24 protein-coding genes and 4 tRNA genes are annotated in these 25882 nt (G+C 38.0%); 9 read left to right on the top strand and 19 right to left on the bottom strand.

The genetic code is table 11. From position 1 onward, the window contains the following. The first annotated feature begins 116 nt into the window (after positions 1 to 116). The 4 genes from BMZ28_RS11110 to BMZ28_RS11125 all read left to right on the top strand — a co-directional run bounded on the left by BMZ28_RS11110 (position 117) and on the right by BMZ28_RS11125 (position 581). A tRNA-Val gene (locus BMZ28_RS11110) sits at positions 117 to 192 on the top strand. A 38-nt stretch (positions 193 to 230) separates the two neighbouring features. Next, positions 231 to 306 (top strand) — tRNA-Val (locus BMZ28_RS11115). Between the two features lie 6 nt (positions 307 to 312). Beyond that, a tRNA-Lys gene (locus BMZ28_RS11120) sits at positions 313 to 388 on the top strand. A 106-nt stretch (positions 389 to 494) separates the two neighbouring features. Further along, positions 495 to 581 (top strand) — tRNA-Leu (locus BMZ28_RS11125). Between the two features lie 231 nt (positions 582 to 812). On the opposite strand, the gene BMZ28_RS11130 is transcribed toward BMZ28_RS11125, so the two are convergent. The 3 genes from BMZ28_RS11130 to zipA all read right to left on the bottom strand — a co-directional run bounded on the left by BMZ28_RS11130 (position 813) and on the right by zipA (position 4027). Then, on the bottom strand, positions 813 to 1031 hold the full coding sequence (locus BMZ28_RS11130) for a DUF3820 family protein (protein ID WP_047781601.1): 219 nt from the start codon (positions 1029 to 1031) through the stop codon (positions 813 to 815). 3 nt (positions 1032 to 1034) lie between these two features. Then, positions 1035 to 3056: an NAD-dependent DNA ligase LigA gene (gene ligA, locus BMZ28_RS11135; protein ID WP_074823207.1), complete on the bottom strand. Its 2022-nt coding sequence runs from the start codon at positions 3054 to 3056 to the stop codon at positions 1035 to 1037. Positions 3057 to 3142: 86 nt separating this feature from the next. Further along, the gene (gene zipA / locus BMZ28_RS11140; RefSeq protein ID WP_074823478.1) at positions 3143 to 4027 is read right to left on the bottom strand and encodes a cell division protein ZipA; all 885 of its coding nucleotides are present in this window, start codon (positions 4025 to 4027) and stop codon (positions 3143 to 3145) included. A gap of 218 nt (positions 4028 to 4245) precedes the next feature. Between zipA and cysZ the strand changes: the two genes are divergently transcribed. Continuing rightward, the gene (gene cysZ / locus BMZ28_RS11145) at positions 4246 to 5013 is read left to right on the top strand and encodes a sulfate transporter CysZ (protein WP_074823210.1); all 768 of its coding nucleotides are present in this window, start codon (positions 4246 to 4248) and stop codon (positions 5011 to 5013) included. 44 nt (positions 5014 to 5057) lie between these two features. Here the strand turns inward: cysZ and rfbD are convergent, their stop codons facing one another. The 14 genes from rfbD to BMZ28_RS11215 are packed head-to-tail and all read right to left on the bottom strand — an operon-like array spanning position 5058 to position 18801. Then, a complete protein-coding gene (rfbD, locus tag BMZ28_RS11150; protein ID WP_074823215.1) occupies positions 5058 to 5918 on the bottom strand; it encodes a dTDP-4-dehydrorhamnose reductase in 861 nt (286 codons plus the stop codon). Beyond that, positions 5918 to 6451, bottom strand: coding sequence for a dTDP-4-dehydrorhamnose 3,5-epimerase (gene rfbC, locus BMZ28_RS11155; protein ID WP_074823218.1), 534 nt, complete (start codon positions 6449 to 6451; stop codon positions 5918 to 5920). The genes rfbD and rfbC overlap by 1 nt, the downstream gene beginning before the upstream one ends. A gap of 28 nt (positions 6452 to 6479) precedes the next feature. Beyond that, the gene (locus BMZ28_RS11160; protein WP_074823221.1) at positions 6480 to 7559 is read right to left on the bottom strand and encodes a DUF1972 domain-containing protein; all 1080 of its coding nucleotides are present in this window, start codon (positions 7557 to 7559) and stop codon (positions 6480 to 6482) included. Between the two features lie 17 nt (positions 7560 to 7576). Continuing rightward, a complete protein-coding gene (locus BMZ28_RS11165) occupies positions 7577 to 8719 on the bottom strand; it encodes a glycosyltransferase family 4 protein (RefSeq protein WP_074823224.1) in 1143 nt (380 codons plus the stop codon). A 2-nt stretch (positions 8720 to 8721) separates the two neighbouring features. Further along, positions 8722 to 9759: an EpsG family protein gene (locus BMZ28_RS11170; protein ID WP_074823227.1), complete on the bottom strand. Its 1038-nt coding sequence runs from the start codon at positions 9757 to 9759 to the stop codon at positions 8722 to 8724. Then, the gene (locus BMZ28_RS11175; protein ID WP_074823234.1) at positions 9759 to 10421 is read right to left on the bottom strand and encodes an acyltransferase; all 663 of its coding nucleotides are present in this window, start codon (positions 10419 to 10421) and stop codon (positions 9759 to 9761) included. Before BMZ28_RS11175 ends, BMZ28_RS11170 begins: the two co-directional genes overlap by 1 nt. A gap of 5 nt (positions 10422 to 10426) precedes the next feature. Continuing rightward, a complete protein-coding gene (locus BMZ28_RS11180; protein ID WP_074823236.1) occupies positions 10427 to 11293 on the bottom strand; it encodes a glycosyltransferase family 2 protein in 867 nt (288 codons plus the stop codon). Then, on the bottom strand, positions 11290 to 12582 hold the full coding sequence (locus BMZ28_RS11185; RefSeq protein ID WP_074823239.1) for an MATE family efflux transporter: 1293 nt from the start codon (positions 12580 to 12582) through the stop codon (positions 11290 to 11292). Before BMZ28_RS11185 ends, BMZ28_RS11180 begins: the two co-directional genes overlap by 4 nt. Continuing rightward, positions 12575 to 13450, bottom strand: a complete 876-nt coding sequence (locus BMZ28_RS11190; RefSeq protein ID WP_074823242.1) for an NAD-dependent epimerase/dehydratase family protein — start codon at positions 13448 to 13450, stop codon at positions 12575 to 12577. Before BMZ28_RS11190 ends, BMZ28_RS11185 begins: the two co-directional genes overlap by 8 nt. 42 nt (positions 13451 to 13492) lie before the next feature. Next, complete coding sequence (rfbH, locus tag BMZ28_RS11195) at positions 13493 to 14806, bottom strand: lipopolysaccharide biosynthesis protein RfbH (protein WP_074823247.1); 1314 nt, start codon at positions 14804 to 14806, stop codon at positions 13493 to 13495. Between the two features lie 13 nt (positions 14807 to 14819). Further along, the gene (rfbG, locus tag BMZ28_RS11200; RefSeq protein WP_074823251.1) at positions 14820 to 15899 is read right to left on the bottom strand and encodes a CDP-glucose 4,6-dehydratase; all 1080 of its coding nucleotides are present in this window, start codon (positions 15897 to 15899) and stop codon (positions 14820 to 14822) included. 6 nt (positions 15900 to 15905) lie between these two features. Further along, entirely contained in the window at positions 15906 to 16679 is a 774-nt protein-coding gene (rfbF, locus tag BMZ28_RS11205) for a glucose-1-phosphate cytidylyltransferase (RefSeq protein WP_074823253.1), read from the bottom strand. Positions 16680 to 16699: 20 nt separating this feature from the next. After that, complete coding sequence (locus BMZ28_RS11210; RefSeq protein WP_074823256.1) at positions 16700 to 17683, bottom strand: CDP-6-deoxy-delta-3,4-glucoseen reductase; 984 nt, start codon at positions 17681 to 17683, stop codon at positions 16700 to 16702. Between the two features lie 26 nt (positions 17684 to 17709). Beyond that, positions 17710 to 18801: an LPS O-antigen chain length determinant protein WzzB gene (locus BMZ28_RS11215; RefSeq protein WP_074823259.1), complete on the bottom strand. Its 1092-nt coding sequence runs from the start codon at positions 18799 to 18801 to the stop codon at positions 17710 to 17712. Between the two features lie 583 nt (positions 18802 to 19384). Here BMZ28_RS11215 and cysK point away from each other — a divergent pair. From cysK to crr, 4 genes are all read left to right on the top strand, one after another. Then, entirely contained in the window at positions 19385 to 20353 is a 969-nt protein-coding gene (gene cysK / locus BMZ28_RS11220) for a cysteine synthase A (protein ID WP_074823264.1), read from the top strand. 515 nt (positions 20354 to 20868) lie between these two features. After that, complete coding sequence (gene ptsH / locus BMZ28_RS11225; RefSeq protein ID WP_047781613.1) at positions 20869 to 21126, top strand: phosphocarrier protein Hpr; 258 nt, start codon at positions 20869 to 20871, stop codon at positions 21124 to 21126. A 45-nt stretch (positions 21127 to 21171) separates the two neighbouring features. Then, positions 21172 to 22899, top strand: coding sequence for a phosphoenolpyruvate-protein phosphotransferase PtsI (ptsI, locus tag BMZ28_RS11230; protein ID WP_074823267.1), 1728 nt, complete (start codon positions 21172 to 21174; stop codon positions 22897 to 22899). A 204-nt stretch (positions 22900 to 23103) separates the two neighbouring features. Next, positions 23104 to 23613, top strand: coding sequence for a PTS glucose transporter subunit IIA (crr, locus tag BMZ28_RS11235; protein WP_047782723.1), 510 nt, complete (start codon positions 23104 to 23106; stop codon positions 23611 to 23613). A 64-nt stretch (positions 23614 to 23677) separates the two neighbouring features. On the opposite strand, the gene BMZ28_RS11240 is transcribed toward crr, so the two are convergent. Both BMZ28_RS11240 and BMZ28_RS11245 read right to left on the bottom strand, forming a co-directional pair. Next, entirely contained in the window at positions 23678 to 25024 is a 1347-nt protein-coding gene (locus BMZ28_RS11240) for an ATP-binding protein (RefSeq protein WP_047781615.1), read from the bottom strand. A 7-nt stretch (positions 25025 to 25031) separates the two neighbouring features. After that, the gene (locus BMZ28_RS11245; RefSeq protein ID WP_074823270.1) at positions 25032 to 25709 is read right to left on the bottom strand and encodes a response regulator transcription factor; all 678 of its coding nucleotides are present in this window, start codon (positions 25707 to 25709) and stop codon (positions 25032 to 25034) included. Between the last annotated feature and the right edge of the window lie 173 nt (positions 25710 to 25882).

Genomic DNA, 25882 nt, shown 5'->3' on the forward strand with positions numbered 1-25882 from the left:
GATATAATATGAAAAAATCGATGCCGACTGTCTAAATTTACGACGAACAGTACGTTTCATTGAAAAAATCATTGACTCAATTAGTCTGTTCCCTATAATGCACCTCCACACGAGAAGGGTGATTAGCTCAGTTGGTAGAGCACCTCCTTTACACGGAGGGGGTCGGCGGTTCGAGCCCGTCATCACCCACCATTTCTTGTGATGTGCAGTAAAAGTAGAGTATAAAGTTTGGGTGATTAGCTCAGTTGGTAGAGCACCTCCTTTACACGGAGGGGGTCGGCGGTTCGAGCCCGTCATCACCCACCATATATTGGGTCGTTAGCTCAGTCGGTAGAGCAGTTGACTTTTAATCAATTGGTCGCAGGTTCGAATCCTGCACGACCCACCAATTTAAAGCGTAGTTTGAAAGATTAAATTATGCTGGATGAGAACCTAAAGGTTCAAGTCGAATATTAAGAGCGCATAAGGCGCTTTTTTTATAGCAGTATCGTCATGCCCGGGTGGTGGAATCGGTAGACACAAGGGATTTAAAATCCCTCGGCGGCAACGCCGTGCGAGTTCAAGTCTCGCCCCGGGCACCATTTCTAATTATTCTTATCTTCCTCAGTTCCCTTTAATACCAATTCCTGTACTTTCTCTCTATAGACAATTTTCTATTGTTTCTATGACGCCTTGCTCTGACTAAAGCAAAAACACGTTAATGACAAAAAAACACGACAACATCTGTAACGCATACGTCTGAAAGCAGCTAAATGAGCAGCAGCCTCTTCCTTGTACTCATTTTCTCGGGAGTACAGAAAAGAGGCTTCAACTTATCTGGTACCTTTTAGAGGCCTAATCACACTATCCAATCCCTCTATCTTAAGGGCTAAAGTCAACTCCATAAGTTGCCCCAAAGCACCCGCAGGAAATCCCTTTTTCGCAAACCAGAGCAAATACTCATCAGGTAAATCTACCAACATTCGCCCTTTGTATTTACCAAAGGGCATTGGCGTATTGGCAATTTGAATCAAATGTTCTTTTTCTAGCATCCGCTATTCATCCAGCAAACGTATCATTTCAGCTTCATCAATCACCGGAACGCCCAGTTCCTGAGCTTTCGCTAACTTGGAACCCGCCGCTTCGCCAGCAATCACTATATCGGTCTTTTTAGATACGCTGCCGCTCACTTTAGCCCCAAGCGCTATCAATCTGGCTTTAGCATCATCACGGGACATTAGGCTTAACGATCCGGTGAGCACAACAGTTTTACCGGCAAAATGACTATCAATCTCTTCCGCAACGATAACTACTGGTGCCGGCCAGCGAATGGCAATCTCCGGCCCCGTCAGTTCACTAATAATCTTCTGATTATGCTCTTCTCGAAAGAAATTAAACGTGTGTTTAGCCACAACTTCACCGACATCCTGCACCTCTTTCAATGCATCTATATCCGCCGCCTGAAGCGAATCTAAATCACCAAAATGGCTGGCCAGACTGGATGCCGTAGTTTCACCAACTTCACGAATACCTAAACCAAACAGGAAGCGAGCAAATGTGGTATTTTTTGATTTATCTAATGCCGCAATGAGATTCTGTGCCGATTTAGGCCCCATGCGTTCCAAACGCGTCAGAACACCAATAGATAAACGATATAGATCCGCTGGTGTATGGACATATTCTTTATCCACCAGTTGCTCAATAATTTTGTCCCCCATCCCTTCCACATCCATTGCTCGGCGGGAAACAAAATGCTTCAGCGCCTCTTTTCGCTGAGCACCACAAACCAAACCACCAGTGCAGCGAGCAACCGCTTCACCTTCAATTTTCTCAATGTTGGAGCCACAAACCGGACAGTGAGTCGGGAACACGATTTCTTTAGCGTCTATAGGCCGCTCTGAGGCGATAACCCCAACAACCTGAGGGATAACATCCCCTGCCCTGCGAATCACCACAGTATCGCCAATACATAGCCCTAACCGAGCGATTTCATCGGCATTGTGTAAAGTAGCATTACTGACGGTAACACCCGCGACAGTAACCGGCTCCAAACGAGCCACTGGAGTAATGGCACCGGTACGTCCCACTTGGAACTCTACGTCACGAACAACCGTCATTTGCTCCTGAGCCGGAAATTTAAACGCAGTTGCCCAACGGGGAGCCTTCGCTACAAACCCCAATCTTTCCTGAAGAGCCAAATCATCGACTTTAATCACTACGCCATCAATATCAAAACCCAGATTAGCGCGCTGCTCCTGTACCTGCTGATAAAACTCCAGTACCTGCTGACTACTCTTACACAAACGGATGCGATCGCTAACCGGCAATCCCCATTGCTTAAACTGCATCAACCGCTGCCAATGGCTGTTTGGCAGCTCCCCACCTTCAATCAAACCAACACCGTAACAGAAAAAGGTTAACGGTCTTTTAGCAGTAATTCGGGGATCCAACTGACGTAAAGAACCAGCGGCCGCATTACGTGGGTTGGCAAAGATTTTTTCATGATTACGACGAGCGTGTTCGTTCAGCTTTTCAAAACCGGCTTGAGGCATGAATACCTCTCCGCGCACTTCGAGACGCTGTGGAATATTATCGCCATTCAAACGAAGTGGAATTGCCCCGATAGTTCGCACATTGGAGGTAATATTTTCCCCCGTAGTGCCATCACCACGCGTCGCCGCCTGCACTAACTTGCCATTCTCATAAAGCAGGCTGACGGCTAAACCATCCAGCTTTAGCTCACAACAGAATGTAATCTCTTCATCACTCTTCAGGCGGTCGTGCAGACGCTTATCGAATGCCAAATAACTTTGCTCATCAAAGACGTTATCCAGGGACAGCATCGGTACTTCATGGGTGACCTGATCAAATGCAGAAAGAGGAGCAGCCCCTACCCGTTGGGTTGGAGAGTCATCAGTAATCCATTCAGGATGCTCAGCCTCAATATCCCGTAATTCACGCATTAAACGATCGTATTCTGCATCAGGAATCTCCGGCGCATCGAGTACGTGATACAAGTACTCGTGATGACGAAGTTCATTGCAAAGCTGAATTAAGCGTTGTTTAAGAGATTCCATAACTCACCGATAATGATAAAAAACCCCCGACAAGCGGAGGTTTTATTGAATAAATAGGTAATTAAATTACACCTTGGCTAATACAGCTACTTGGCCGTATTTTCGATAACTTCTCTGATTTGAGCCTTATAGGTCTCTAACTTCTGTGGCGTAATCATATGACGCGCTTCATCAAGTACCACACCACCGACATCATCAGCAATACGCTGGGCTGATTGCAGCATCAGTTTAAAGTTCTGATGTGCATCACCGTAGGACGGCACCATCATAAACATTGATACGCCTGGCGTAGAGAAATCAGCCATATGTTCCGGATCAAAGTAACCCGGCTTGACCATATTTGCCAGACTAAATAACACCGGACCGCTACCTGCTGGATCGACATGGCGGTGAAATATTCCCATCGCGCCAAATTTAAATCCTGCATGAAGAATACTTTGCAGTAGCGGCTCACCTGCAATACTGCCGCCGTTAAGCGCTGAAACGTGCAGAACAATCACCAACTCTTTTAACTTATCCGTTACCTGAGCTTTGGTTTCCTGCTGTACATTTTCAGGAACAGGAATAATTTCAGATTCAACTGGGGCAGACTTAACCGGTTCTTCAACTAAAACATCGTCGAAAGACATCTGGACGGGAGAAACCTCCTCCTGATGGTCATTAACTAACGGTTGCTTCTCCATTTCATCATGAACAATCAAAGGATCAACTGTCGGCTCGACTTCCGGCATAGATAAAGGATCGGATGCCTGAGTTTGTGCGGAGATATGACGTACTCGTACCTCACCAACACCTTCGTCAAGTGACTCAAATGATTGTTCAACTTTCTGCGTTATACTCCGTTTCTTCAACGGCTTATCACGAAAAATTGACGAGCGCTCTTTACGACTTGTCCATAAGCCGTGTATTAACAACGCTAAAATGGCTATTGCTCCAACTACTATCAATACTAGACGCAAATTCTGCATCATTGCTATCTCTGCTTTTCTAATACATGCCACCGCGGCAAACATTTACTCTACTAATCTATTTGTCCGCGTATCCAAGTGCAAGCCTAGGCTTGTTTTTATTAATAATAAATACAACTTCTTTACTTTTTTGCTTACTTTTTCATCTTCACAAAGTTCGTAATATATTTATCATAGATTATGATAACCTGATTTGCGCTTATAACTGGAACTTTTAATGCATGACCATACATTCTGACAAACTTAATCAAACATCCAAAAGTGGCTTTCACTATATCACACAAGGGTTTAAGCTGGTTACCCTTCCCGGCATTAAACGTTTTGTTTTGATACCGCTATTAATCAATATTACCTTAATTGGCGGTGCATTCTGGTGGTTATACAACCAATTAGGTGTATGGATCCCCGCTATTATGAGCTATGTACCCAATTGGTTGCAATGGTTAAGCTATCTATTATGGCCAGTGGCTGTTATCACTATTTTACTCATCTTTGGCTACTTCTTTAGTACGTTAGCCAACTGGATAGCCGCACCGTTTAACGGCTTATTGGCCGAAAAACTGGAAGCCAAGCTCTGCGGGAAACCTTCAGCAGATACCGGCATGGTCGATCTGATCAAAGATTTACCCCGAATCATGAAAAGAGAGTGGTTGAAATTAGTTTACTATCTGCCACGTGCTTTATTACTGCTCTTACTCTACTTTATCCCAGGAATAGGCCAGATCGTGTTCCCTGTTTTATGGTTTCTCTTTAGTGCCTGGATGCTTTCAATCCAATACAGTGACTATCCATTCGATAATCATAAGGTCAGCTTTGGAGAGATGAAACGAACATTAGGTCAGGACAAACTCCGCAACCTACAATTCGGTGCCGTCGTTAGCTTATTCACCATGGTGCCGTTTCTGAATTTATTCATCATGCCGGTGGCAGTATGTGGAGCTACGGCGATGTGGGTGGATAGGTATAGGGCTGGATTGATTGGGGAATAATTAGAATTAATATGGCCCATTATATATTGGGCCATATACTAAAATTAAATCAATTTACGACATATATTTGACAGAGCAGCTTGCCAGTCAGATTCAGATATATTGGGATACTGCCTAATTTTTTGGCAATCTAAAACGGAGTAAGTTGGTCGGGCAGCTGGCGTTGGATACTCATCAGTTGTAATTTCTTTAACTTCAGGATTTCCTGCATAGCCGGCATTTCTGGCCTGCTCAAATATAGCCTTAGCAAACTCAAACCAGCTAACCTCTTTATCACCACAATAATGGTAAACTCCACCTTTAACGTCGCCATATTCTATTAATTGAACAATAGTCCTAGCAATATCTCCAGCATACGTCGGACACCCTCGTTGATCCGCAACGATAGATAAGCTTTGGCGATCGGCTCCTAATCTCAGCATCGTTTTTACAAAGTTATTACCATATTCGCTAAACACCCAAGCTGTGCGAATAATAATAGCTGAATGATTTACCTCTAAGACTGATTGTTCACCATTGAGTTTTGTTAAGCCATATACTCCAAGAGGATTCGTTATATCCTCTTCCTTATAAGGTGTAACTGCTCGGCCATCAAAAACATAATCTGTCGAAACATGTATAAGCTTAGCATTTGATATAAGTGCTGCTTCTGCAAGATTTTGTGGACCAATAACGTTCACTAACGTTGCTATGTCGGAGTCTGATTCAGCTTTATCTACAGCAGTATAAGCAGCAGCATTGACAATAATATTGGGTTTAAAAGAATCGATTACATCAAATACAGCCACACGATCGGTTATATCTAAAGATTTTGCATCAGTCTGCAGAATAATCCAATCTTTCGGTACCCGATCTTGAAAACATCGTCCCAATTGCCCATCAGCACCTGTAAGCAATACTCGCATTAAAAAAGATCCTTAAATGTTTTACCTAATTTATCTTTTTCTGACAGTATCGGATTATCAATAGGCCAATCCACAGCAACATTTGGATCGTTCCAAATTAAACAACCTTCACTTGCCGGATTATAATAATCCGTACATTTATACTCAAAATCAGCAAGATCGGATAAGACCACAAAACCATGAGCTAAGCCAGGAGGAATCCAAAACTGAGTCTTATTTTCTTCTGAAAGAATAGCCCCTTCCCATTGACCAAATGTAGGAGAGTCAGGACGAATATCAACCGCGACATCGAACACCTCCCCTCGAACAACGCGAACTAACTTACCCTGAGGATTAGAATGTTGGAAATGGAGACCTCTCAACACCCCCTTCTGAGAACGAGAATAATTATCCTGAACAAATTCAAGATCAATATCTAGCATTTCCTGATAACGTTTTTTTTCGTAAGTCTCAAGAAAGAAACCTCGGGCATCACCGAAAATTTTAGGTTGGATAATTTTTACACCGAGGATTTTTGTGTTTAATACAATCATATTTATACTCTAATAATAGATAATATATTTAATTATTCATTAAAATCTTCACATATTCATTAGATATTACTGACCAAGTGTATTTTTTTTCTGCTATTTTTTTCATTCTATCTCCACAAAAATAACGTTCTGAATCAGAAATATCATTCAATATATTGATTAATTCATCACTCGTTGAAAAATAATAACAATTATTTTCTGTAGTATATCGATTGTAATTACAATCGAAGGCTAATATTAATTTTGAAAAGTGCATTATCTCAACCAGAGAAGGATTTGTACCTCCTGCTGAGTGTCCGTGGACATAGTATTTACACTTACTTCTATATAGAGAAAGAATAGAAACATCATATATTGGATCTAACATAGTTATATTTTTATTATTTCTATACTTTGATAGCAGATTAATACCGTATTCACTATTTTTCCAATTACCTATAAAAACAAGATTCTCTGAAGTTTTACTAAATGCATCAAGCACAATGTGAACATTATTTTCTGGCTCTATACGGCATAAAGATAAAGCAAACTGCTCGTTATAGGGTAAAACATGAGATACATCTATATCATTAATTATATTTGCATGATCACCACCATATGCAATAGTTACAGAATCTTTTTTATATTCCTTAGTAACATAATCTGATATACCTTGATTATCCGAAACTATAACATCAGAAAATTTAACAGCTATACGTTCTGACATTTTTAAAAAAAATTTCGCCCCTTTCCCCCATTTATCTCTACGCCACTCCAATCCATCTATATTTGTTATAATTTTTGCTTTAGAAAACAGTCTAAAAACAGGAAGGGCAATGGCACCAGATACCCCCAAAAGAAGAATAGAATCAGGTTTATATTTTATTGAAGTGAAAAGAGAGATAATGTCATAAAAAATACTAGAAATACCATTAGCATTAATATTAATATAGACAGTTGAAGCATCCTTATATGATGTAAGTTTTTCACTATAGGATTTTGAAGAGCAAAAAACTATATAATCAAGCTCTTTATTATCTATTAAATTATCAACAAGTGTTTCAAATCCGCCATAACATGCAGGAACACCAACAGTGCCTATAACTGCTACTTTACATTTTGATTTCATCGAAGTTATATTTTCCATTATTTTATACAAGTAGCAATAATCTTGACAATCGATTTTGAAAAATTATCTAGCGAAAAATTTCTTTCATAACTCAGTCTTGCAAAAACTGAAACTTTAAGTAGGTCCATATTATCATCTAAAATTTTCGTAATAATATCACCAAATTCATTTATATTACCGGGTTCAATAAGAAAGCCATTAACACCATTCTCTATAATCTCTGCCGCACCACCGTTATTAGTTGTAATAACAGGGATACCAGCTCTTAGTCCTTCTAAAACAGTAGTTGGAAACGGATCAGCCATGATGGATGGAACGAGTAAAACATCACAACAAGTTGATAAATTTTCTGAAATATCCTGAATAAAACCATGAAACACAAAACATTCATTTAAATTATTCTTATTTACTTCATTCTTAAATTCATCAAACAATCCCTTTCTATTTGGAGGACTATCACCAACAATATGAAACTTAACACCTTTAAGTAATGAAGAGGGCAATTTTTTTATTGTATCTAGCAAAAACCAATGCCCTTTTTCTGGCATAACCCTTCCTACCAAATAAAAATTATATACGTTATTTTTATCGAGCCTGGAGAATGTTTCTCTCTGTTTATAACATTCAACATCGGGAATACCATTATATATTAGTAAGACATTCTTACTGTTATCAATACCACTTACATAATTTTTTACTCTATTTGATACACATACAACAACATCTGAAAACTTCTTAGAACAATAAGAAATAAATTTTCCATGAGGTGAGTTATCTAACACTTCATGACAATGAGTTAGCACAGATAAAGAAGATAACTTAGATAAAAATGAAACAGAAAAACATGCAAAGGTATTAACATAAACAAGCTTTATAGACCCCTTATTCTTTCTCAAAAAACTATAAAACTTAAAATTATTAATTACCCACTTTAATACTCCCAATGGAGTAAACATTTTTCGGTGTATAATAGGTAAACAGGGCATTTCTACAAATTTAACTGATGGATTCTTAATTATTGACTGTAAATCCCCTGAAATACGAGGCACAATAATGTCACAATCATATTCCTCAGAATCTAAAGAGTTTATAACATAAGCAAGAATTCTACTTGCACCATAAAGATCATCAACTGGGTGTACAAATATTATTTTTTTCATTTTCAAAACATATAAAATAAATAATCTGGAAGAAAGTTTCTTGGCCCCCAAATAAGGACAGTAATCAGTACTTGAACTGAGGCCAGTGAAACATACAATACTTTATTTTTACTAGGAAAAATATTTTTTAATATAAAAAACAAAACGTAAGGAAATAAGATTTGTGAATATAGGAGAACTCTATCATAAATAATAACATTCCCTTTAAATATAGAAGCAAATATTACCCCCCAAACATAAACAATAAAAATATTTTCTTGTAATTTATTTATTTTTACTTTTGAAAAATAAATAAATAAAAGAGAAATTATGATTGGGATATTTTTTTGATCTAATGATGCTGCACCAATAACTCCTACCCTGACTACTCTAATATACTCGGTTAATGATTGTTTAAGTATTGGTATATATTCTCCCACGACCTCAGCAAGAAAAATATATATGTTATCAGGAATAGGAATCAATGAGATAAAAAGACCAATCAGACAATAATAACGTCTAAATTTTATAAAGGACAGTATAAAAAAAACTAACGTTAAAATTGCAGCCTTGTGGAAAAGAATAGCGACAAACAATAATAATAAAAATAACCGATTCTTTGAATAAAGTAATAAACCTAACAAGGATATAATAATAGCTAACCCTTGCCTATAAATATTAAAATTAAGTTGATAAAAAATGAAATAGCTAGTAAAAAAAATAAATAACAATATATAATTTTCTCTATCACATAACTTTAATAGATAAAGTAGTAAAAAATTAATGATTACAGCATAAACAATAGAAAAAAAGAAAAAATCATTACTAAAGAATGAAATGAAGTCATTTAGGTAATTTAACCCTAACTCATCTAATTTATAATAATTAGAGTCTAAAAAGATATGGTAATACATCACCATATCTTGCCCATAAAAAATATCTCTTGATGCTATCAATAAACACCATAATAATACTATTAAGAATCCCGACAAGACCGTTTTTTGAATACAGTTTAGCCCATAGAGAAATAAAGAAATAAAATATAAACTAATAAAATACATTATTCCCTTACTCGCTTAATTACGGCAGGTACTCCAGCAACAACTGCATATGGAGGAACACTCCTAATAACAACAGCTCCAGCAGCAATAATAGCCCCACGACTTACAGTTACCCCATCTAAAATAGTAACATTAGCCCCAATCCAAACATTATCCTCAATAATAATTCCCTGTTGACTAACTCCCTGATCTTTTATATCGATATTGGCACTGTCAAATAAATGATTTTCAGCTATTAATGTCAATCTTGGCCCTGCCAATACATTATTTCCAATAATAATATTTCCTGCGCAGCCAATATAAGAATAAACACCTATTGCCGAACCATTTCCCATAGAAAAACCTTCACCTTGAGTACCACGATATAGACTTGAAGGCCTTATCATTGTCCCTTGACCAATAGTACAGAAAGAGCCTAAAGTTATTCCATAGTTAGCTATAGTCTGTACTATGCAATCTTGTTCAATTTTAGTTCCATGCCCTACATTTAAATGTTTGGCTCTTCCAATAATACTGACTCTTCTACCAATTAAAACCACCCCAGAGAAATTTGCTCTTCTAACAAATCGAATAAAATACCCTCTGAAAACTTTGATTAAAATCATTATATATATACTAATAGTAACAAATATATCATTATTATCTTCATATCCTATTTTCATATATATTATCTCTTCTTTTTGTTTATAGTCCTACTTAACTTTTCAATTATTGACTCATGAAAAAATATTCGTAAAAAGCATCCAGCTAAAAATCGTCTATTCAACAAATAATAATTAAAAATAATATTAATAATTTTAGTTTTTTTAATTCCTAGAGAATGCAACCTGAAAATCTCATAAGGAACCTCCCATAATCGTACAGATATATATCTTTTCTTCCAGCTAATACCTGAAACTTGATCATCAATATAATTATCTTCTATTAATTTTACTCTATATTTGATATCAGTATAAAGTGCAGCATAAAGAGGAAAAGTAATTCTTTGATTATCAGGACAAGAAAAAGCCACCACTTCTTTAAGTATATTAGTCTTATATATCATAGAAGTAATGAACATCATCGTTGCATCACATTCTTTAAAAATATCAATTAAAGTTTTATCATTATAATTAATAGGGAACGCTCTGGTTTTAACAATATTCCCTTCAGAATCTATACACTTATAATTCAAAAAAAGCCCACCATAATCATTTATATCCATTAATTCCTTTTTAACTAAATCAAATACTTCAGGATGTAAAACATCATCATCACCAACAAACCAAACAAACTTGGTATTTACATCTTCTAACATTCTTAATATATTACCAACCAACCCTAAATTAGTTAAATTCTTCGAAAGTGTAATCTGTTTTCGCTCGCTTAAACTAATTATTTCAGATAAAGATTCATAAGTATTATCATCAGAAGCATTATCTCTTATCATTATTTCTACATCATTATTTGGCACATTCTCTAAAATAGACCTTAATTGATTGCATACTATCTTCTCTCGATTATAGGTAGGAATACAAATAGTTAAATTTTTCATATTTTCAAACGAGTTCTTATAATGAAATTGCGAATAATTACTATCGAAAGCAATAAAAAAATAACGTGAGCTAATGCAATATAAATGAGTAAACCATCTAACCCGATAAACTTAGTATATAAAAGTGTAATAACAGGAATAATAACATTCATTATAATGCTTAACTTGAACAATGCTTCTATACCAAAACAACGCGTAAATGTTGCATAGTTACATATTGCTGTTGTACAAAAAAACATGATACTTAAAAGAATCATGCTATTAGTTTCTAATATTCGATTAAATATAAAAAAGTGTGGAAGAATAAACTTTAACAAAAATAGAAATGTTATACATATCAGAAAAACAACTATAGATACATATTGTAAACATTTAAAACTTCTTAATGCATTATCTATTCCATTAGATGTTATTGCGTTACTAATTTTAGCTCTATTAACTAAAACAATATTTTGAGCAATAACACTAAATGCGTTAAATAACGCAAAAGTCATACCAAAGACCCCAGCGTATACTGGACTTACCAATTTAAAAAATATTAAATTATAACTATTCCAATAAAAATAGCCAGTAGCCCAAACAAGAGCCAATTTTAGCTGAAAACCAGAAGCTTTTTTAAACTCAATAAATCCTATATAAAGGATATCTCTTTTTTTAAAAATATTTATACATGAATTATAAATATATTTTCTTATTGAAATAAACTGTGATAACACAAGCACAGCTTGTGATATCACTAAAGCAATTAGACCATAATTAAAAAACAACAAAGTCCATAATATAGAGGAAGATAGAGCTATCGATATAAATCTTGATTTGTATACATTTCTTACAAGCAATCCACCTTCCATATGAGAATAAAACGGAATAACTAATAGACTTATAGCAATAAAAAACAAATACCATCGCCAACAAATCAAAGTCAAATGATCAAATTCAGGAACATCCTTAAAAATATAAATGCCATAATTATAAGCACATATATAAAAAACCAGAGCAATAAGAAAATACGTTACAATAGAAAATACATGCAATCCTTTAACATTTATATCATTAGAGAAGTCAGAGTATTTCCTTGAATTATTTTGACTTGCGTAAGTCTGAACCAATACAACACTAAAACCCAATTCAAATACTTGTTGTATTGCAGCAATGGAAATAAATGTGAAATATATACCTTGCTCTACGGGAGCTAATCCAGAGGCAATAAATAAGAGTGTTATAGGCCCTGATAATATTTTCCACATTGCACCAGCGTTAGCAAATAAGATGGCTTTAACATCAATCATTTAATTTTATACTTTTATTGATATAGTCAAATAATCCAATTTGTTGTCTCCATTCAGGAACAAGCCCATATGGATATTGTGGAAAAAATATTTCTCTATCCCTATAAGATTTTGCTCCAAAGTCAACATCAAACTCTCTTCCTAGTGACTTATTTACTTCTGATACAATATCTTTTAATGTACATGAACACTTGGAATAAACACCATAACGCTCCACATCATCCATATTAAATTCTAATAATCTTTTTATTGATAACATATACGCATTACATACATCATCAACATGTACAAGATTTAAAACTTGTTCACCTTTAGATAATTCACATTTAATATCACTCTTTGCACAATCTAAAATATAATCTAAAACTTTACCCCTACCATCACTGGTACCATAAGTACCATAAATAAATAATTCTACAATATCAACATTACTATAATATGAATATTGTTTCAAAAATGAATACAATGCATCCTTAGATGATGCATAGTTATCCAAAGGTATATTCGGTGTATTTTTATCGCCTAATTGCCAATAAGATGCTGTAGAAATAAACTTTCTTTTTTTTGCATCTTGTTTAGAGATTTCATCAAGTAATTTAATTGGTAATAATATATTGCTATCTATTAACTGATTAACATCATTTTTATATGAAGTAGCTAAATGAATAGTTATATCAGGTTTAAACTCTTCATATGTAGAAGAAAAAACATTACTCTCGTGATAACTTCTTATATAGTCGATAAATTTAGATTTATAATTCTTATCTCTAACAAAAGCCCCAACAATATATCCTGACTCTTTAAGTTTTTTCGTTAAATTATATCCAATAAAACCAGTTGCACCGGTCAAAATAACTTTTTTTTTCATAAAAAGTTTGGGCGAAAATAATTCGCCCCCTCATTATCAAAATTAAAAATTCAAACCAAAAAACTCTTCAAATTTAGAAATAACATAATCTAAATGGTCATGAGTTAATCCCGGATAAATACCAATCCAGAATGTTTGATTCATAATTCTGTCAGTATTGGTTAATTCGCCAACCACTCTATAATTTACCTTCTCAAAATACGGTTGACGCGTTAAGTTACCCGCAAAAAGGAGACGAGTACCTATTTTTGCCTCGTCTAGAAACTTAACTAACTCTACGCGACTCACTCCACTATCTTCTTTCAGAGTAATAGGAAAACCAAACCAAGACGGCTCCGAATTTTCTGTAGCTTCAGGCAGTTCAAGGAATTGTTCGCAAGATGCCAAACCGGCTTTTAAATATTTAAAGTTAGCTTTACGAGCCTCAACGAACTCCTCAACACGCTCCAATTGAGCTAAACCACATGCAGCCTGCATATCTGTAATCTTGAGATTATAGCCTAAATGAGAATAGGTATATTTATGGTCATAACCAGCAGGTAAAGATCCAAATTGTTGGCTAAAACGTTTACCACAGGTATTATCGCAGCCAGGAGCACAATAGCAGTCACGTCCCCAGTCACGGAACGACTCAATAATCTTTTTCAACTCATGAGACTTTGTGAAAACCGCCCCACCTTCACCCATGGTGATGTGGTGTGCTGGATAGAAGCTAACTGTTGCAATATCACCGAAAGTACCTGCCATTTGGCCATTATATTTAGAGCCTAAGGCATCGCAGCAGTCTTCAATCAACCATAAATTATATTTATCTGCTACACGGCGAACTTCAGATAGATCAAATAAATTGCCTAGAGTATGGGCAATCATAATAGCTTTAGTCTTATCAGTAACCGCTGATTCAATTAAAGCAGCATTAACATTATAGGTAGGAATATCAACGTCAATAAATACCGGTATTAAACCATTTTGAATTGTTGGGTTAACCGTTGTAGGGAAACCTGCTGCAACGGTAATCACTTCATCCCCAACTTTAAGCGCTCTTTCACCCAGTTTGGGTGAAGTTAATGCGGTTAATGCTAGCAAGTTAGCTGAAGAACCAGATGTGGTTGTTAATACATAAGGAACCCCTAAATACTCACCCAATTTTTTTTCAAAAGCATCATTAAAGCGGCCTGTGGTTAACCACCCATCCAATGACGCCTCAACCATCAGCTGTAATTCTTTAGTACCAATAACTTTACCAGATGGAGGGACAACGCTTTTGCCGGCTTCAAATTGCTTTGGTGCCATTGCTGTTTCAGCGTACTGTGCAACCAACTCAGCAATTTGTTGACGTAACATTTCTTGATTCATTTTCTCTCCAATCCTAATTTTTACTTGTATTCATATAATCATTAATTTCACGGATACAATAATCAAACATATCCGCGGTGTTTAGCCATGTTTTGTGCCAGGCCACAATACGAGTTAATGCTTCTTCTAAATCCCAACGTGGGGACCAATTCAAACGCATTTTAGCTTTAGAACAATCCAGCTTTAAATAGTGCGCCTCATGGGGATGATTTTGACCATCCAGTATCCATCGCGCATTTTCACCCCATAAATTAACCATCTGCTCAACAATTTCACCAACTGTAGTAGCATCCGAGTCATTCGGACCAAAATTCCAGCCCTCTGAGTATTCAGCACCATTAGAATAAAGATATTGAGCTAAAAGCAAATAGCCTGATAATGGCTCTAAAACATGCTGCCAAGGGCGTATTGCGTTTGGGTTGCGTACGGTTACTGCTTCTGATTTTTCAAAAGCTTTCAAGATATCAGGAACCAAACGGTCCGCAGCCCAATCACCACCACCAATAACGTTACCAGCCCTAACCGTTGCCAATCCGATACCATGCTGCTGATATTGGGCAGGATTAAAATATGAATCACGGTAAGCTGAGGTAACTAACTCTGCACAACCTTTGCTATTTGAATAAGGATCATACCCTCCCATGGGTTCATTCTCTCGATATCCCCATAGCCACTCTTTATTCTCATAACATTTATCGCTGGTAATATTGACAACAGCCTTGATCCCTTCGATATGTCTAACTACCTCAAGTAAATGTACCGTACCCATTACATTGGTCGAATAAGTATCTACGGGCTCATCATAAGACAAACGGACCAAAGGCTGCGCGGCCATATGAAAAATAATCTCTGGCTTAAATTCGTTTATCGCTTTATGTAGCGCTTTATAATCACGAATGTCTCCTTCAATAGAGATCATATGAGATGCTACACTAGCACACTCAAACAAACTTGGAGTAGTCGGAGCTGGGAGCGAATAACCACAGACAGTAGCTCCCATGTTTTGAAGCCAAAGACTCATCCAACTCCCTTTGAACCCTGTATGCCCGGTAACAAAAACACGTTTACCTTGCCAAAATGTCTGTTCAATCATTGATAATCACTCCCACACTTTCCACGGAGCCTTACCACTATCCCAGAGTTCCTGTAAATGTACTTTATCTCTTAAGGTATCCATTGGTTGCCAAAAACCGGTATGCTCATAAGCCATTAACTCCCCCTTTTCTGCAAGGGTCATTAACGGTTCCTGTTCCCAAATAGATTTATCATCCGAAATTAATTCAATAACCTTTGGTGATAAGACAAAAAAACCGCCATTAATCATGGCTCCATCACCTTTTGGTTTTTCTTGGAAAGAACATACTTGTTTATTTTGTATATCCAATGCGCCAAAACGACCAGGAGGATAAGTTGCAGTTAATGTCGCTAGCTTGCCATGATTACGATGAAATTCAATAGATTGGCTAATATCCATATCTCCAACTCCATCACCATAAGTAAAACAAAAAGCATCTTCATTTTTAAGATATTCAGAAACACGCTTTAAACGCCCACCAGTCATAGAATGTTCTCCAGTATCAACTAAAGTAACATTCCACGGTTCAACGCGTTTATGGTGCACTTTCATCTCATTTTCACGCATACAAAATGTGACATCAGACATATGTAAAAAATAATTTGCGAAATATTCTTTAATGACATAGCCCTTATAGCCACAGCAAATAATGAAGTCATTAATGCCATGGGATGAATACATCTTCATGATATGCCATAAAATAGGCATACCACCAATATCCACCATTGGTTTTGGTTTAACAACGGTTTCTTCACTTAGTCTGGTGCCTAAACCTCCGGCAAGAATTACTGCTTTCACATATTACTCCGTTATCATTATTAATTCGATTGCACAAAGGCATCAGAAAAGAATTGTTTCTCTGGCAAGCCACTCTTCACAAAGTCTTTGCGGGCAGCTTCAATCATAATGGGACTACCACAAGCGTAAACATTAAACGCCGACAAATTTGCAAAATCAGCTAAAACGGCTTGATGTACAAAACCTGTTCGACCATTCCATTCATCATCTATATCAGAAACAACCGGAATATATTCAATATGACTATATTGTTTACTCCAGTCTTCAGCTACATCCGAGTAAAAATATTGCTGGCTAGCCATGCCCCAGTAAATATATATACATCGGGAATCATTTTTACTTAGCAGCTCTTCAACCATCGCTTTTACCGGGGCAAATCCTGTACCACCAGCTAAAAATATAATTGGCCTATCATCATCACGAATAAAAAATGTTCCTAGTGGCCCTTCCGCTCGTAGAAGAGCATTCTCTTTTAATTCATTAAAAATAAAACCACTAAAAATACCATCTTCAACTTTACGAATATGAAGCTCAATAGTTTCACCTTTCATATTTGCAATTGAATAACTTCTTCTCACTCCATTCAAACTAAGATCGATATATTGCCCAGGTAAATAATCAAATTTAATAGTAGGTGGTATACGTAAATGAACAATGGCTATTTCATCACACCGAAACTGTAATGAATGAACTTTACATGGAAAACTTTTTTTTACAATATTACTCAATTGCGGGTAGTATTCAGCCTGAATAACCACATCACTTTTCGGCTTGGCACAACAAGTCAGAATATAGCCATCAGCGACTTCATCTGCGGATAATGTTGAACTATTTACGCTATTAACACTGCCTTGAAGCAAGCGTGCTTTACATGTACCACAGCTGCCATCTTTACAACTGTATTCTATGTTAATATTTTTTTCTAAGGCAGAATCAAGAATAGATAGATCTTCACTTGCATCAAAAATAATACCTGATGGCTGCAGTTCAATTTTAATTGACATATTTAACAATACTCATCTAAATACTATTAATTATTTTCGTTTCTTCGATAATTAATTAAGGTATTATTAGCCAGAACAATAGCAGCTCCAACAATTACACCTAATAAAGCACCTAATACTAATATTATCGCTATCTTTGGCTTATCCTTAATAATTGGCGCCATAGGATTTTTCAAATAACTAAACGCTTGGGCAGTATTCCCATCAACTTTAAATTTATCTAAATTAATATACTGAAACTGGAGATCATAATAATTTTTATCAAATACTAATGGCTGGGCTGAAATACCGTCAGACATCGCACTAAGTGCTTCTTTACCTAATAAAAATAAGTTAGTTCCATCTAATTTGGTTAAACCGCTGATCTGAGGTTTTTGAATACCCGATTTTTCAGCTATCACCAATGCCCTGACGATCTGACTAATCTCTTCCAAACGTTTTTCTTCAGCAATTTTCTTCAAAGCATCCATCTGATTTTTAATATTGTTTTTTCTACCTTCAATTTGAGATGCTAATTGTTCGTATTGCATCTGACTAACATTACTATTGACTTTCTGCATATAACTTTCCAGCAGTAGCTTTGCTTGCAGAGCAGTACTAGCAGGGAAACTGACGGTATAAATATTGCTATCTTTCTCTTTGATAAAGCTGACTTTATCAATAACATCACCAAGTAATTTAGCCGTTTCAGACTCATTCTTATTTTCAGCTAAGGCTTTAAAATAATCGCTCTGACTAATGAACTTACTTAATTCGTTATAGGAACCCGCCTGACTAATAAATTGCTTGAATAGCTTTTCAGAAACATCTTCCGGTGTGGAAGATTTTTCTGTATTGCCTTCAATCAACCGAACACCTTGATAATAATTACTTGTGGCATCAAAACCCGGCACATCCACCACCGCAGTCGCCGTCCACTGCTCTTTTGCAGTAAAGGCATAAATACCCCCTATCAAAGTACCCGCTACCATACAGCCCACGATCCACCACTTTTTCCGCCATAACTGAGCAATCAGCTCAAACAGATCAATCTCATCCTTTTTAGGCGTGGGATACATAGGATAATAACCCGCCAGCATAGGTTGTGGCTGAGATTGAGGTTGTTCTTTATCGCTCATCGACATTTCCAATTAATTGAAATTAAAGAGTATTATTTGAAAGAAAACCGAAGTTTCTATTTTTGAAGTAAGCTACCGCCCTTGGGTTACAGCTCCCAAAGGCACAAATGATATTTGCATAGTTTGCGTAGGTTCACTTTAGGCATAGATTTTAACGTTTTTTCTTATGCCGGCAGACAAAAAATCTGCTTATCCGTTAAGCAACGCGTGTTAAGTACGGTATGTGAACCGATTGATTATACTCACTTAGCCCTCAATCGCAAGTAAAGTGCAACACAAATCGAACCAAAAAATAAAAATAACCATTTGATTTTAATAAAGAATAATTATTATCACGTACGGTTTTGATTCGGATTTTTAGAATTTAATCAGTAAAATCAACAATCTCTCTAAATCAAAACGCAAGCGCATTTACAAGCACCTCTTAGTATAGTGAGTTATCGCTAATCTCAATTAAGATAATAAAAACATATTCCTTAATTACATATCGATATATCTATTCCTTCCTTCACTCCTGTGATTTTGGCGCTATGCTGTACACAGGTTCCCTAAATAATTCATAAATAATATTAAAGGATAGGCCATGACGAAGATTTATGAAGACAATTCTCAAACTATTGGTCATACACCATTAGTTCGCTTAAACCGTATTGGTAATGGCAAAATTTTAGCGAAGGTTGAGTCACGTAATCCCAGCTTTAGTGTAAAATGCCGAATTGGCGCCAATATGATTTGGGATGCTGAAAAACGTGGGGTATTAAAAAAAGGGGTTCAGATAGTTGAACCAACCAGCGGAAACACCGGCATTGCTCTGGCCTTCGTCGCTGCGGCTCGAGGATATAAGTTAACGCTCACTATGCCAGAATCAATGAGTCTGGAACGACGTAAACTGCTAAAAGCGCTGGGTGCTAATTTGGTATTGACCGAAGCGGCCAAAGGCATGAAAGGTGCGATTGCCAAAGCAGAAGAAATTGTGGCTGCTGACCCTCAGCGTAATTTACTGCTTCAGCAATTTAATAATCCAGCTAACCCAGAAATTCATGAAAAAACAACCGGTCCTGAAATTTGGCAAGATACTGACGGTGAAATCGATGTATTTATTGCCGGTGTCGGTACCGGAGGCACCCTAACGGGTGTAAGCCGCTATATCAAAAACACCAAAGGCAAAAAAATTATTTCTGTCGCGGTAGAGCCTACGGATTCTCCGGTTATCAGCCAGGCATTGGCTGGCGAAGAATTAAAACCAGGCCCACATAAAATTCAAGGCATCGGCGCTGGCTTTATTCCTGGTAATCTGGATTTAAGTCTGATTGATAGAGTTGAGAAAATCACCAATGAAGAGGCGATTTCAACCGCTCGCCGTTTAATGGAAGAAGAAGGCATTTTGGCTGGAATTTCTTCTGGCGCCGCCGTTGCCGCCGCGCTGAAACTTATTGAGTTACCTGAGTTTGCGGATAAGAATATCGTCGTGATTCTGCCTTCATCAGGAGAGCGTTATTTGAGTACCCCACTGTTTGCCGATCTATTTACTGAAAAAGAACTGCAACAGTAAGTTAGTCCTCACTTAACTAACTTTGATGAAAGAGATAAAAGCTGCGAAATTCTACGCAGCTTTTTACTTTGCTCTCACTTATCCACCTCTCCCCACTCAACAAAATTTCGATCCTCAGAGTCCATACAAAGATAGGCATCGCTACGAAGATTGAATAAGCACATTTTCACCCAAATTTTGTGTTCTACCTCTCGATTTTCATCAAAAAAATTTGCTTTATTTACCAACTGCTAGTATCAAGCTAATACTTTTTTTGATGCGCGAATTAAATCACTTCATTCCCTCTTTCGCTTCTTGCCAAAAGGGGTCATATATAATAGCGTAAGTGATGTAATCATAGTTCGGAGCGAAGAATGAACGCTGCTGAGCGCACATTCTTACCAATACCGACTGTCCCGCGCATTCCACATTAACATGGCTCTTTTTGCTTCAACGCCAGCGCTATGTTAATAAAATTTAGGCTAAACTTAACGGTTAACGCCAAAAGCATTAATTCAACTAAGTTGAGGATCACTATGTTTCAGCAAGATGTCACAGTAACCGCACCAAATGGCCTTCACACTCGTCCTGCAGCGCAGTTTGTTAAAGAAGCAAAAGCATTTACTTCTGACATTACTGTCACTTCCAACGGTAAGAGCTCCAGTGCAAAAAGCCTGTTCAAACTGCAAACTTTAGGTTTGACTCAAGGAACTGTCGTGACCATTTCTGCCGAAGGTGAAGATGAGCAACAAGCCGTTGAGCATCTGGTCAAATTAATGGCAGAACTTGAATAAGCCTTGTATTGCATTTCAACACCCGTTTTAAATTAAGGTAGGCTTATGATTTCAGGTATCTTAGTATCTCCCGGCATCGCATTTGGTAAGGCTTTGATATTAAAAGACGACCCTATCGTCGTTAATAACAAAAAAATTTCCAGCGATAATATCGAGCAGGAAATTGCCCGTTTCAAAGCTGGTCGCGATAAGTCCAGTGAACAACTCAACGCCATTATGGCTAAAGCGAGTGAGACGTTCGGCGAAGAAAAGGCGGCCATATTTGAAGGCCATATCATGCTGTTGGAGGACGAAGACCTCGAGCAGGAAGTCGAAAGCCGGATTAAAACGAAATTAGAAAGCGCTGATGCTGCCGCTTATGGCGTATTTGAAGCTCAGGCCATCGAGCTCGAAAGCCTTGAAGACGAATATTTAAAAGAGCGCGCTACTGATATCCGTGATATTGGTAAGCGCCTGCTGAAGAATATTCTTGGCTTAAGCATTGTCGATCTCGGCGCTATTCAGGATGAAGTTATCCTGGTGGCAACCGATCTCACCCCTTCAGAAACTGCCCAGTTAAATCTGGATAAAGTCCTTGGTTTTATTACCGATTTAGGCGGACGTACTTCCCATACCTCAATTATGGCACGTTCATTGGAAATCCCTGCCATTGTAGGTACCAATGACGTTACTAAGCAGGTTAATAATGGGGATTATCTGATTCTGGACTGTGTGAATAACAAAGTTTACGTTAATCCACCGACAGAAAAGATTGAACAGTTAAAAGTTGCCCAAGCGCAATATCTTAGCGATAAAAATGAATTAGCTAAGCTGAAAGATTTACCAGCGATTACCTTAGATGGCCATCAGGTTGAAGTGTGCGCTAACATCGGTACCGTACGCGATGTTCCCGGTGCAGAACGCAATGGTGCTGAGGGCGTCGGACTTTACCGTACTGAATTCTTGTTTATGGATCGCGACGCTTTCCCTACTGAAGAAGAGCAGTTTCAGGCCTATAAAGCCGTTGTTGACTCCATGGGTGATCAGGCCGTTATTTTACGCACCATGGATATCGGCGGTGACAAAGATCTGCCTTATATGAACCTGCCAAAAGAAGAAAACCCATTCCTCGGCTGGCGAGCAATTCGTATCTGTTTAGATCGCAAAGAAATTCTTCATGCTCAGCTACGTGCCGTATTGCGCGCATCCGCTTTTGGTAAACTACGCATTATGTTCCCAATGATTATTTCAGTAGAAGAAGTTCGCCTACTGAAAGCTGAGTTGGAAATGTTGAAAGAACAGCTAAGAAAAGAAGATATTGCTTTTGATGAAGCGATTGAAGTGGGTGTTATGGTAGAAACACCTGCCGCAGCCACGATTGCCCATCATCTGGCAAAAGAAGTCGATTTCTTTAGTATTGGGACAAATGACTTAACCCAGTATACTCTAGCAGTAGATCGCGGCAATGAGCTGATTTCTCATCTCTATAATCCGCTATCGCCGTCCGTATTAACCCTGATTAAGCAGGTTATTGATGCCTCGCATAAAGAAGGAAAATGGACTGGTATGTGTGGTGAATTAGCCGGTGATGAGAGAGCAACGCTGTTGCTACTTGGCATGGGTCTGGATGAATTTAGTATGAGTGCAATCTCAATCCCTCGCATCAAGAAAATTATTCGTAACGCGAATTTCTCTGATGTGAAAACGCTGGCAGAAAATGCGTTAGCACAGCCAACGGCGAAGGATGTTTTAGCGATTGTTGACAAATTCATCAAAGAAAAAACGCTCTGCTAAGTCATCTTTATAATAAGAGCCGATCCCGATAACGCTTATTGTTACGGTTCATTTGGGTCTGGATAGTACTCAATAATCTGAGGCTACCAATAGGTAGATAAGGTTTTGAGTACTACTCAGGCCCCAAAAACATGTAGAATAGCGATAACGATGGATTGGTATAAGGCAATGCCGATTAAAAATATTATTGCTGAGGAGAAAACCATGGGTCTGTTCGATAAGCTGAAACAACTTGTTTCTGATGATAAGAAAGACGCTGGCAGCATAGAAATTGTTGCTCCGCTGTCCGGTGAAATAGTCAATATTGAAGATGTTCCAGACGTTGTATTTGCTGAAAAAATTGTGGGTGATGGTATTGCAATCAAACCTACTGGCAACAAAATGGTCGCTCCGGTAGATGGCACAATTGGTAAAATTTTTGAAACTAACCATGCCTTTTCTATCGAATCTGATAGTGGTATTGAACTGTTTGTTCACTTTGGTATTGATACTGTTGAACTGAAAGGCGAAGGCTTTAAGCGTATTGCTGAAGAAGGCCAACACGTGAAGAAAGGCGATTTAGTCATTGAATTTGATCTGGCCTTGCTGGAAGAAAAAGCTAAATCCACTCTGACGCCTGTAGTTATTTCTAATATGGATGAAATTAAAGAGCTGACTAAACTCAGCGGCACCGTTGTTGTGGGAGAAACACCGGTTATCCGTATTAAAAAATAAGATTACCCTCATTCAATAAAAATGGCGCCTTTTGGCGCCATTTTTATGATCTGATTAACCCGCTTTATATCACGGCACTACTTTGCCAAGACGGCAAATGAATACTAATTTCCAAACCGTGCGGGCTAATATTTTTCGCTTCAATGCCACCACCGTGCGCTTTAACCACTTTGCGTGCAATCGCCAGCCCCAGACCATAACCTTTTCCTGCTGAAGCCGATTTCACACGTACAAAAGGGTCAAAAATACTGGATAATTTATCCTCATCAACTCCAGGCCCTTGATCCCTCACCTGAATAACCAAATCATTTTCTGCTTTGGTGAGTTCAACCCATATGGTTTGACCTTTACTGGAGAAGCGTAATGCATTGCGTACAATATTTTCAACCGCTCGGCGCATCAGTTCCGAATTACCTTTCACCGTAGCGTCTTCCTGAATATCGCTTTCCGCCTGTAGGATAATTTTAACCCCAGGAATTTGAGCCTCATAGTTCACATCGCTAACAACCGCTTCTAACAAACCGTACAGGTCAAAGTATTCCTCATCGGATATGCCAGTCGCATCAGTACGCGAAAGTGTTAACAGCTCGCCAATCATCTTATCCAGCCGTACTGATTCATGTTCAATACGCTGCAAAGAATTTTCCACATTCTGCGGATTCTGACGGGCTAAACCAATCGCCAACTGTAGGCGAGCCAATGGTGTACGTAGCTCATGCGAGACATCATGTAACAAGGCTTCTCTGGCACCCACTAACAGTTTCAATCGTTCAACCATGGAGTCAAAATCACGAGCCATATCACTGAGTTCATCCCGACGTTGGCTCATAATCGGATAGAGACGAACTTCAAGATCTCCTTGGGCTACGCGATCAAAACCAGAACGCAACTGGCGCATAGGTTTGGTTAAATGCCATGCTAATATTGCGCTAAATAGAAAGCCACCGATTCCTCCCAAGATTAACAAAGGGTTAGGTAAATTGAAAAAAGGTATTCTGCTGGATCGCTTTGGTCGATACTCTTTGCGCAGCGCTTCTACATCATATTTTAGCAGGTAGTTTTTCCCATCCCCTCCCCTAACGTGTTCCACCTTTACGTCATCCGTTAATGGGATTAATGAAGTACGTTCTGTACGCTCGGTAAGGGGGATTTTCAGATAGATTACTGCGATATGACGCTGATCGTTTACTGGCCATCCATCAGTCATCCGGTTTAATCCATCAATCCCTTCCGCCTCTAAAACCGACACCGCCGCAGTAAACTGCAGCGAAACGATACGGTTAGCAATACGATTCTCGAAGGGTTCTTTTTGACTGGCATAATAATAGAACACCAGCCAAACGGCCTGAGTGATCACAATAAAGGTGATCCAGAAACCAATCAGAATTTTCCAAAAAAGACTTCGGCGCATAATCTTGTTACCTAATGCGATAGCCAATACTGCGCACGGTTTCAATAGACAAGGCATCACCGGCAATCACACTCAGCTTCTGACGAATATTACTAATATGTACATCAACGCTGCGGTCATAAGCTTCTCGAGGACGCCCTAGCCCGGTTTCTGACAATTCATCCTTGGAAACCACCCGATCTTTGCCTTTCATCAATAGCATCAACAGATTGAATTCAGACGCGGTTAATTCAAAGAGTTCACCTTGCCATTCACTTGTACGCTGTAAAGAATCCAATCGTAAATGGCCTAAATGAATAATCGAGTCATCCTGAGGTTCAATATGCTCTTCAAAACGCCTTAACACAGCACGTAAGCGAGCGACCAGCTCTCGTGGATAACACGGTTTTGGTACATAATCATCCGCGCCCATTTCTAGCCCGATGACCCGATCGATATTATCCCCTTTCGCGGTCAACATAATAATCGGTATACGGCTCTTTTTACGCACTTTATTCAATACATCAATACCGCTCATATCCGGCAGCATAATATCCAAGATCATCGCGGCATATTCACCTGACATCGCGCCATCAATACCGGCCTGGCCGGTTAAAACCACGCTTGCTGAGAATCCTTCAGCCTGTAGGTACTCTTGCAGCATATTGCCAAGTTCAACATCATCATCGACCAAAAGAATTCGCATATTGTCTCCCGATTATTATTCGCTTTATATTACCTATTTTTACGCCTTCAATTGCAATATGCAGCCAGTTTTACTGAAACCTTACATTTTCTTGATACGCAGTTTACGCCATTACGAGTAAACTCGTTGTACATGACAACATATTAAAGAATAGACTCATCAACTTACCGTCT

The organism is Pragia fontium DSM 5563 = ATCC 49100, assembly GCF_900112475.1.
GTDB lineage: Bacteria > Pseudomonadota > Gammaproteobacteria > Enterobacterales > Enterobacteriaceae > Pragia > Pragia fontium.

Bases quoted from the DNA above. Each gene is read 5' to 3' on its own strand.
- BMZ28_RS11130 (WP_047781601.1), bottom strand. From the start codon at position 1,031: ATGCTAGAAAAAGAACATTTGATTCAAATTGCCAATACGCCAATGCCC.
- ligA (WP_074823207.1), bottom strand. From the start codon at position 3,056: ATGGAATCTCTTAAACAACGCTTAATTCAGCTTTGCAATGAACTTCGT.
- zipA (WP_074823478.1), bottom strand. From the start codon at position 4,027: ATGATGCAGAATTTGCGTCTAGTATTGATAGTAGTTGGAGCAATAGCC.
- cysZ (WP_074823210.1), top strand. From the start codon at position 4,246: ATGACCATACATTCTGACAAACTTAATCAAACATCCAAAAGTGGCTTT.
- rfbD (WP_074823215.1), bottom strand. From the start codon at position 5,918: ATGCGAGTATTGCTTACAGGTGCTGATGGGCAATTGGGACGATGTTTT.
- rfbC (WP_074823218.1), bottom strand. From the start codon at position 6,451: ATGATTGTATTAAACACAAAAATCCTCGGTGTAAAAATTATCCAACCT.
- BMZ28_RS11160 (WP_074823221.1), bottom strand. From the start codon at position 7,559: ATGAAATCAAAATGTAAAGTAGCAGTTATAGGCACTGTTGGTGTTCCT.
- BMZ28_RS11165 (WP_074823224.1), bottom strand. From the start codon at position 8,719: ATGAAAAAAATAATATTTGTACACCCAGTTGATGATCTTTATGGTGCA.
- BMZ28_RS11170 (WP_074823227.1), bottom strand. From the start codon at position 9,759: ATGTATTTTATTAGTTTATATTTTATTTCTTTATTTCTCTATGGGCTA.
- BMZ28_RS11175 (WP_074823234.1), bottom strand. From the start codon at position 10,421: ATGAAAATAGGATATGAAGATAATAATGATATATTTGTTACTATTAGT.
- BMZ28_RS11180 (WP_074823236.1), bottom strand. From the start codon at position 11,293: ATGAAAAATTTAACTATTTGTATTCCTACCTATAATCGAGAGAAGATA.
- BMZ28_RS11185 (WP_074823239.1), bottom strand. From the start codon at position 12,582: ATGATTGATGTTAAAGCCATCTTATTTGCTAACGCTGGTGCAATGTGG.
- BMZ28_RS11190 (WP_074823242.1), bottom strand. From the start codon at position 13,450: ATGAAAAAAAAAGTTATTTTGACCGGTGCAACTGGTTTTATTGGATAT.
- rfbH (WP_074823247.1), bottom strand. From the start codon at position 14,806: ATGAATCAAGAAATGTTACGTCAACAAATTGCTGAGTTGGTTGCACAG.
- rfbG (WP_074823251.1), bottom strand. From the start codon at position 15,899: ATGATTGAACAGACATTTTGGCAAGGTAAACGTGTTTTTGTTACCGGG.
- BMZ28_RS11210 (WP_074823256.1), bottom strand. From the start codon at position 17,683: ATGTCAATTAAAATTGAACTGCAGCCATCAGGTATTATTTTTGATGCA.
- BMZ28_RS11215 (WP_074823259.1), bottom strand. From the start codon at position 18,801: ATGAGCGATAAAGAACAACCTCAATCTCAGCCACAACCTATGCTGGCG.
- cysK (WP_074823264.1), top strand. From the start codon at position 19,385: ATGACGAAGATTTATGAAGACAATTCTCAAACTATTGGTCATACACCA.
- ptsH (WP_047781613.1), top strand. From the start codon at position 20,869: ATGTTTCAGCAAGATGTCACAGTAACCGCACCAAATGGCCTTCACACT.
- ptsI (WP_074823267.1), top strand. From the start codon at position 21,172: ATGATTTCAGGTATCTTAGTATCTCCCGGCATCGCATTTGGTAAGGCT.
- crr (WP_047782723.1), top strand. From the start codon at position 23,104: ATGGGTCTGTTCGATAAGCTGAAACAACTTGTTTCTGATGATAAGAAA.
- BMZ28_RS11240 (WP_047781615.1), bottom strand. From the start codon at position 25,024: ATGCGCCGAAGTCTTTTTTGGAAAATTCTGATTGGTTTCTGGATCACC.
- BMZ28_RS11245 (WP_074823270.1), bottom strand. From the start codon at position 25,709: ATGCGAATTCTTTTGGTCGATGATGATGTTGAACTTGGCAATATGCTG.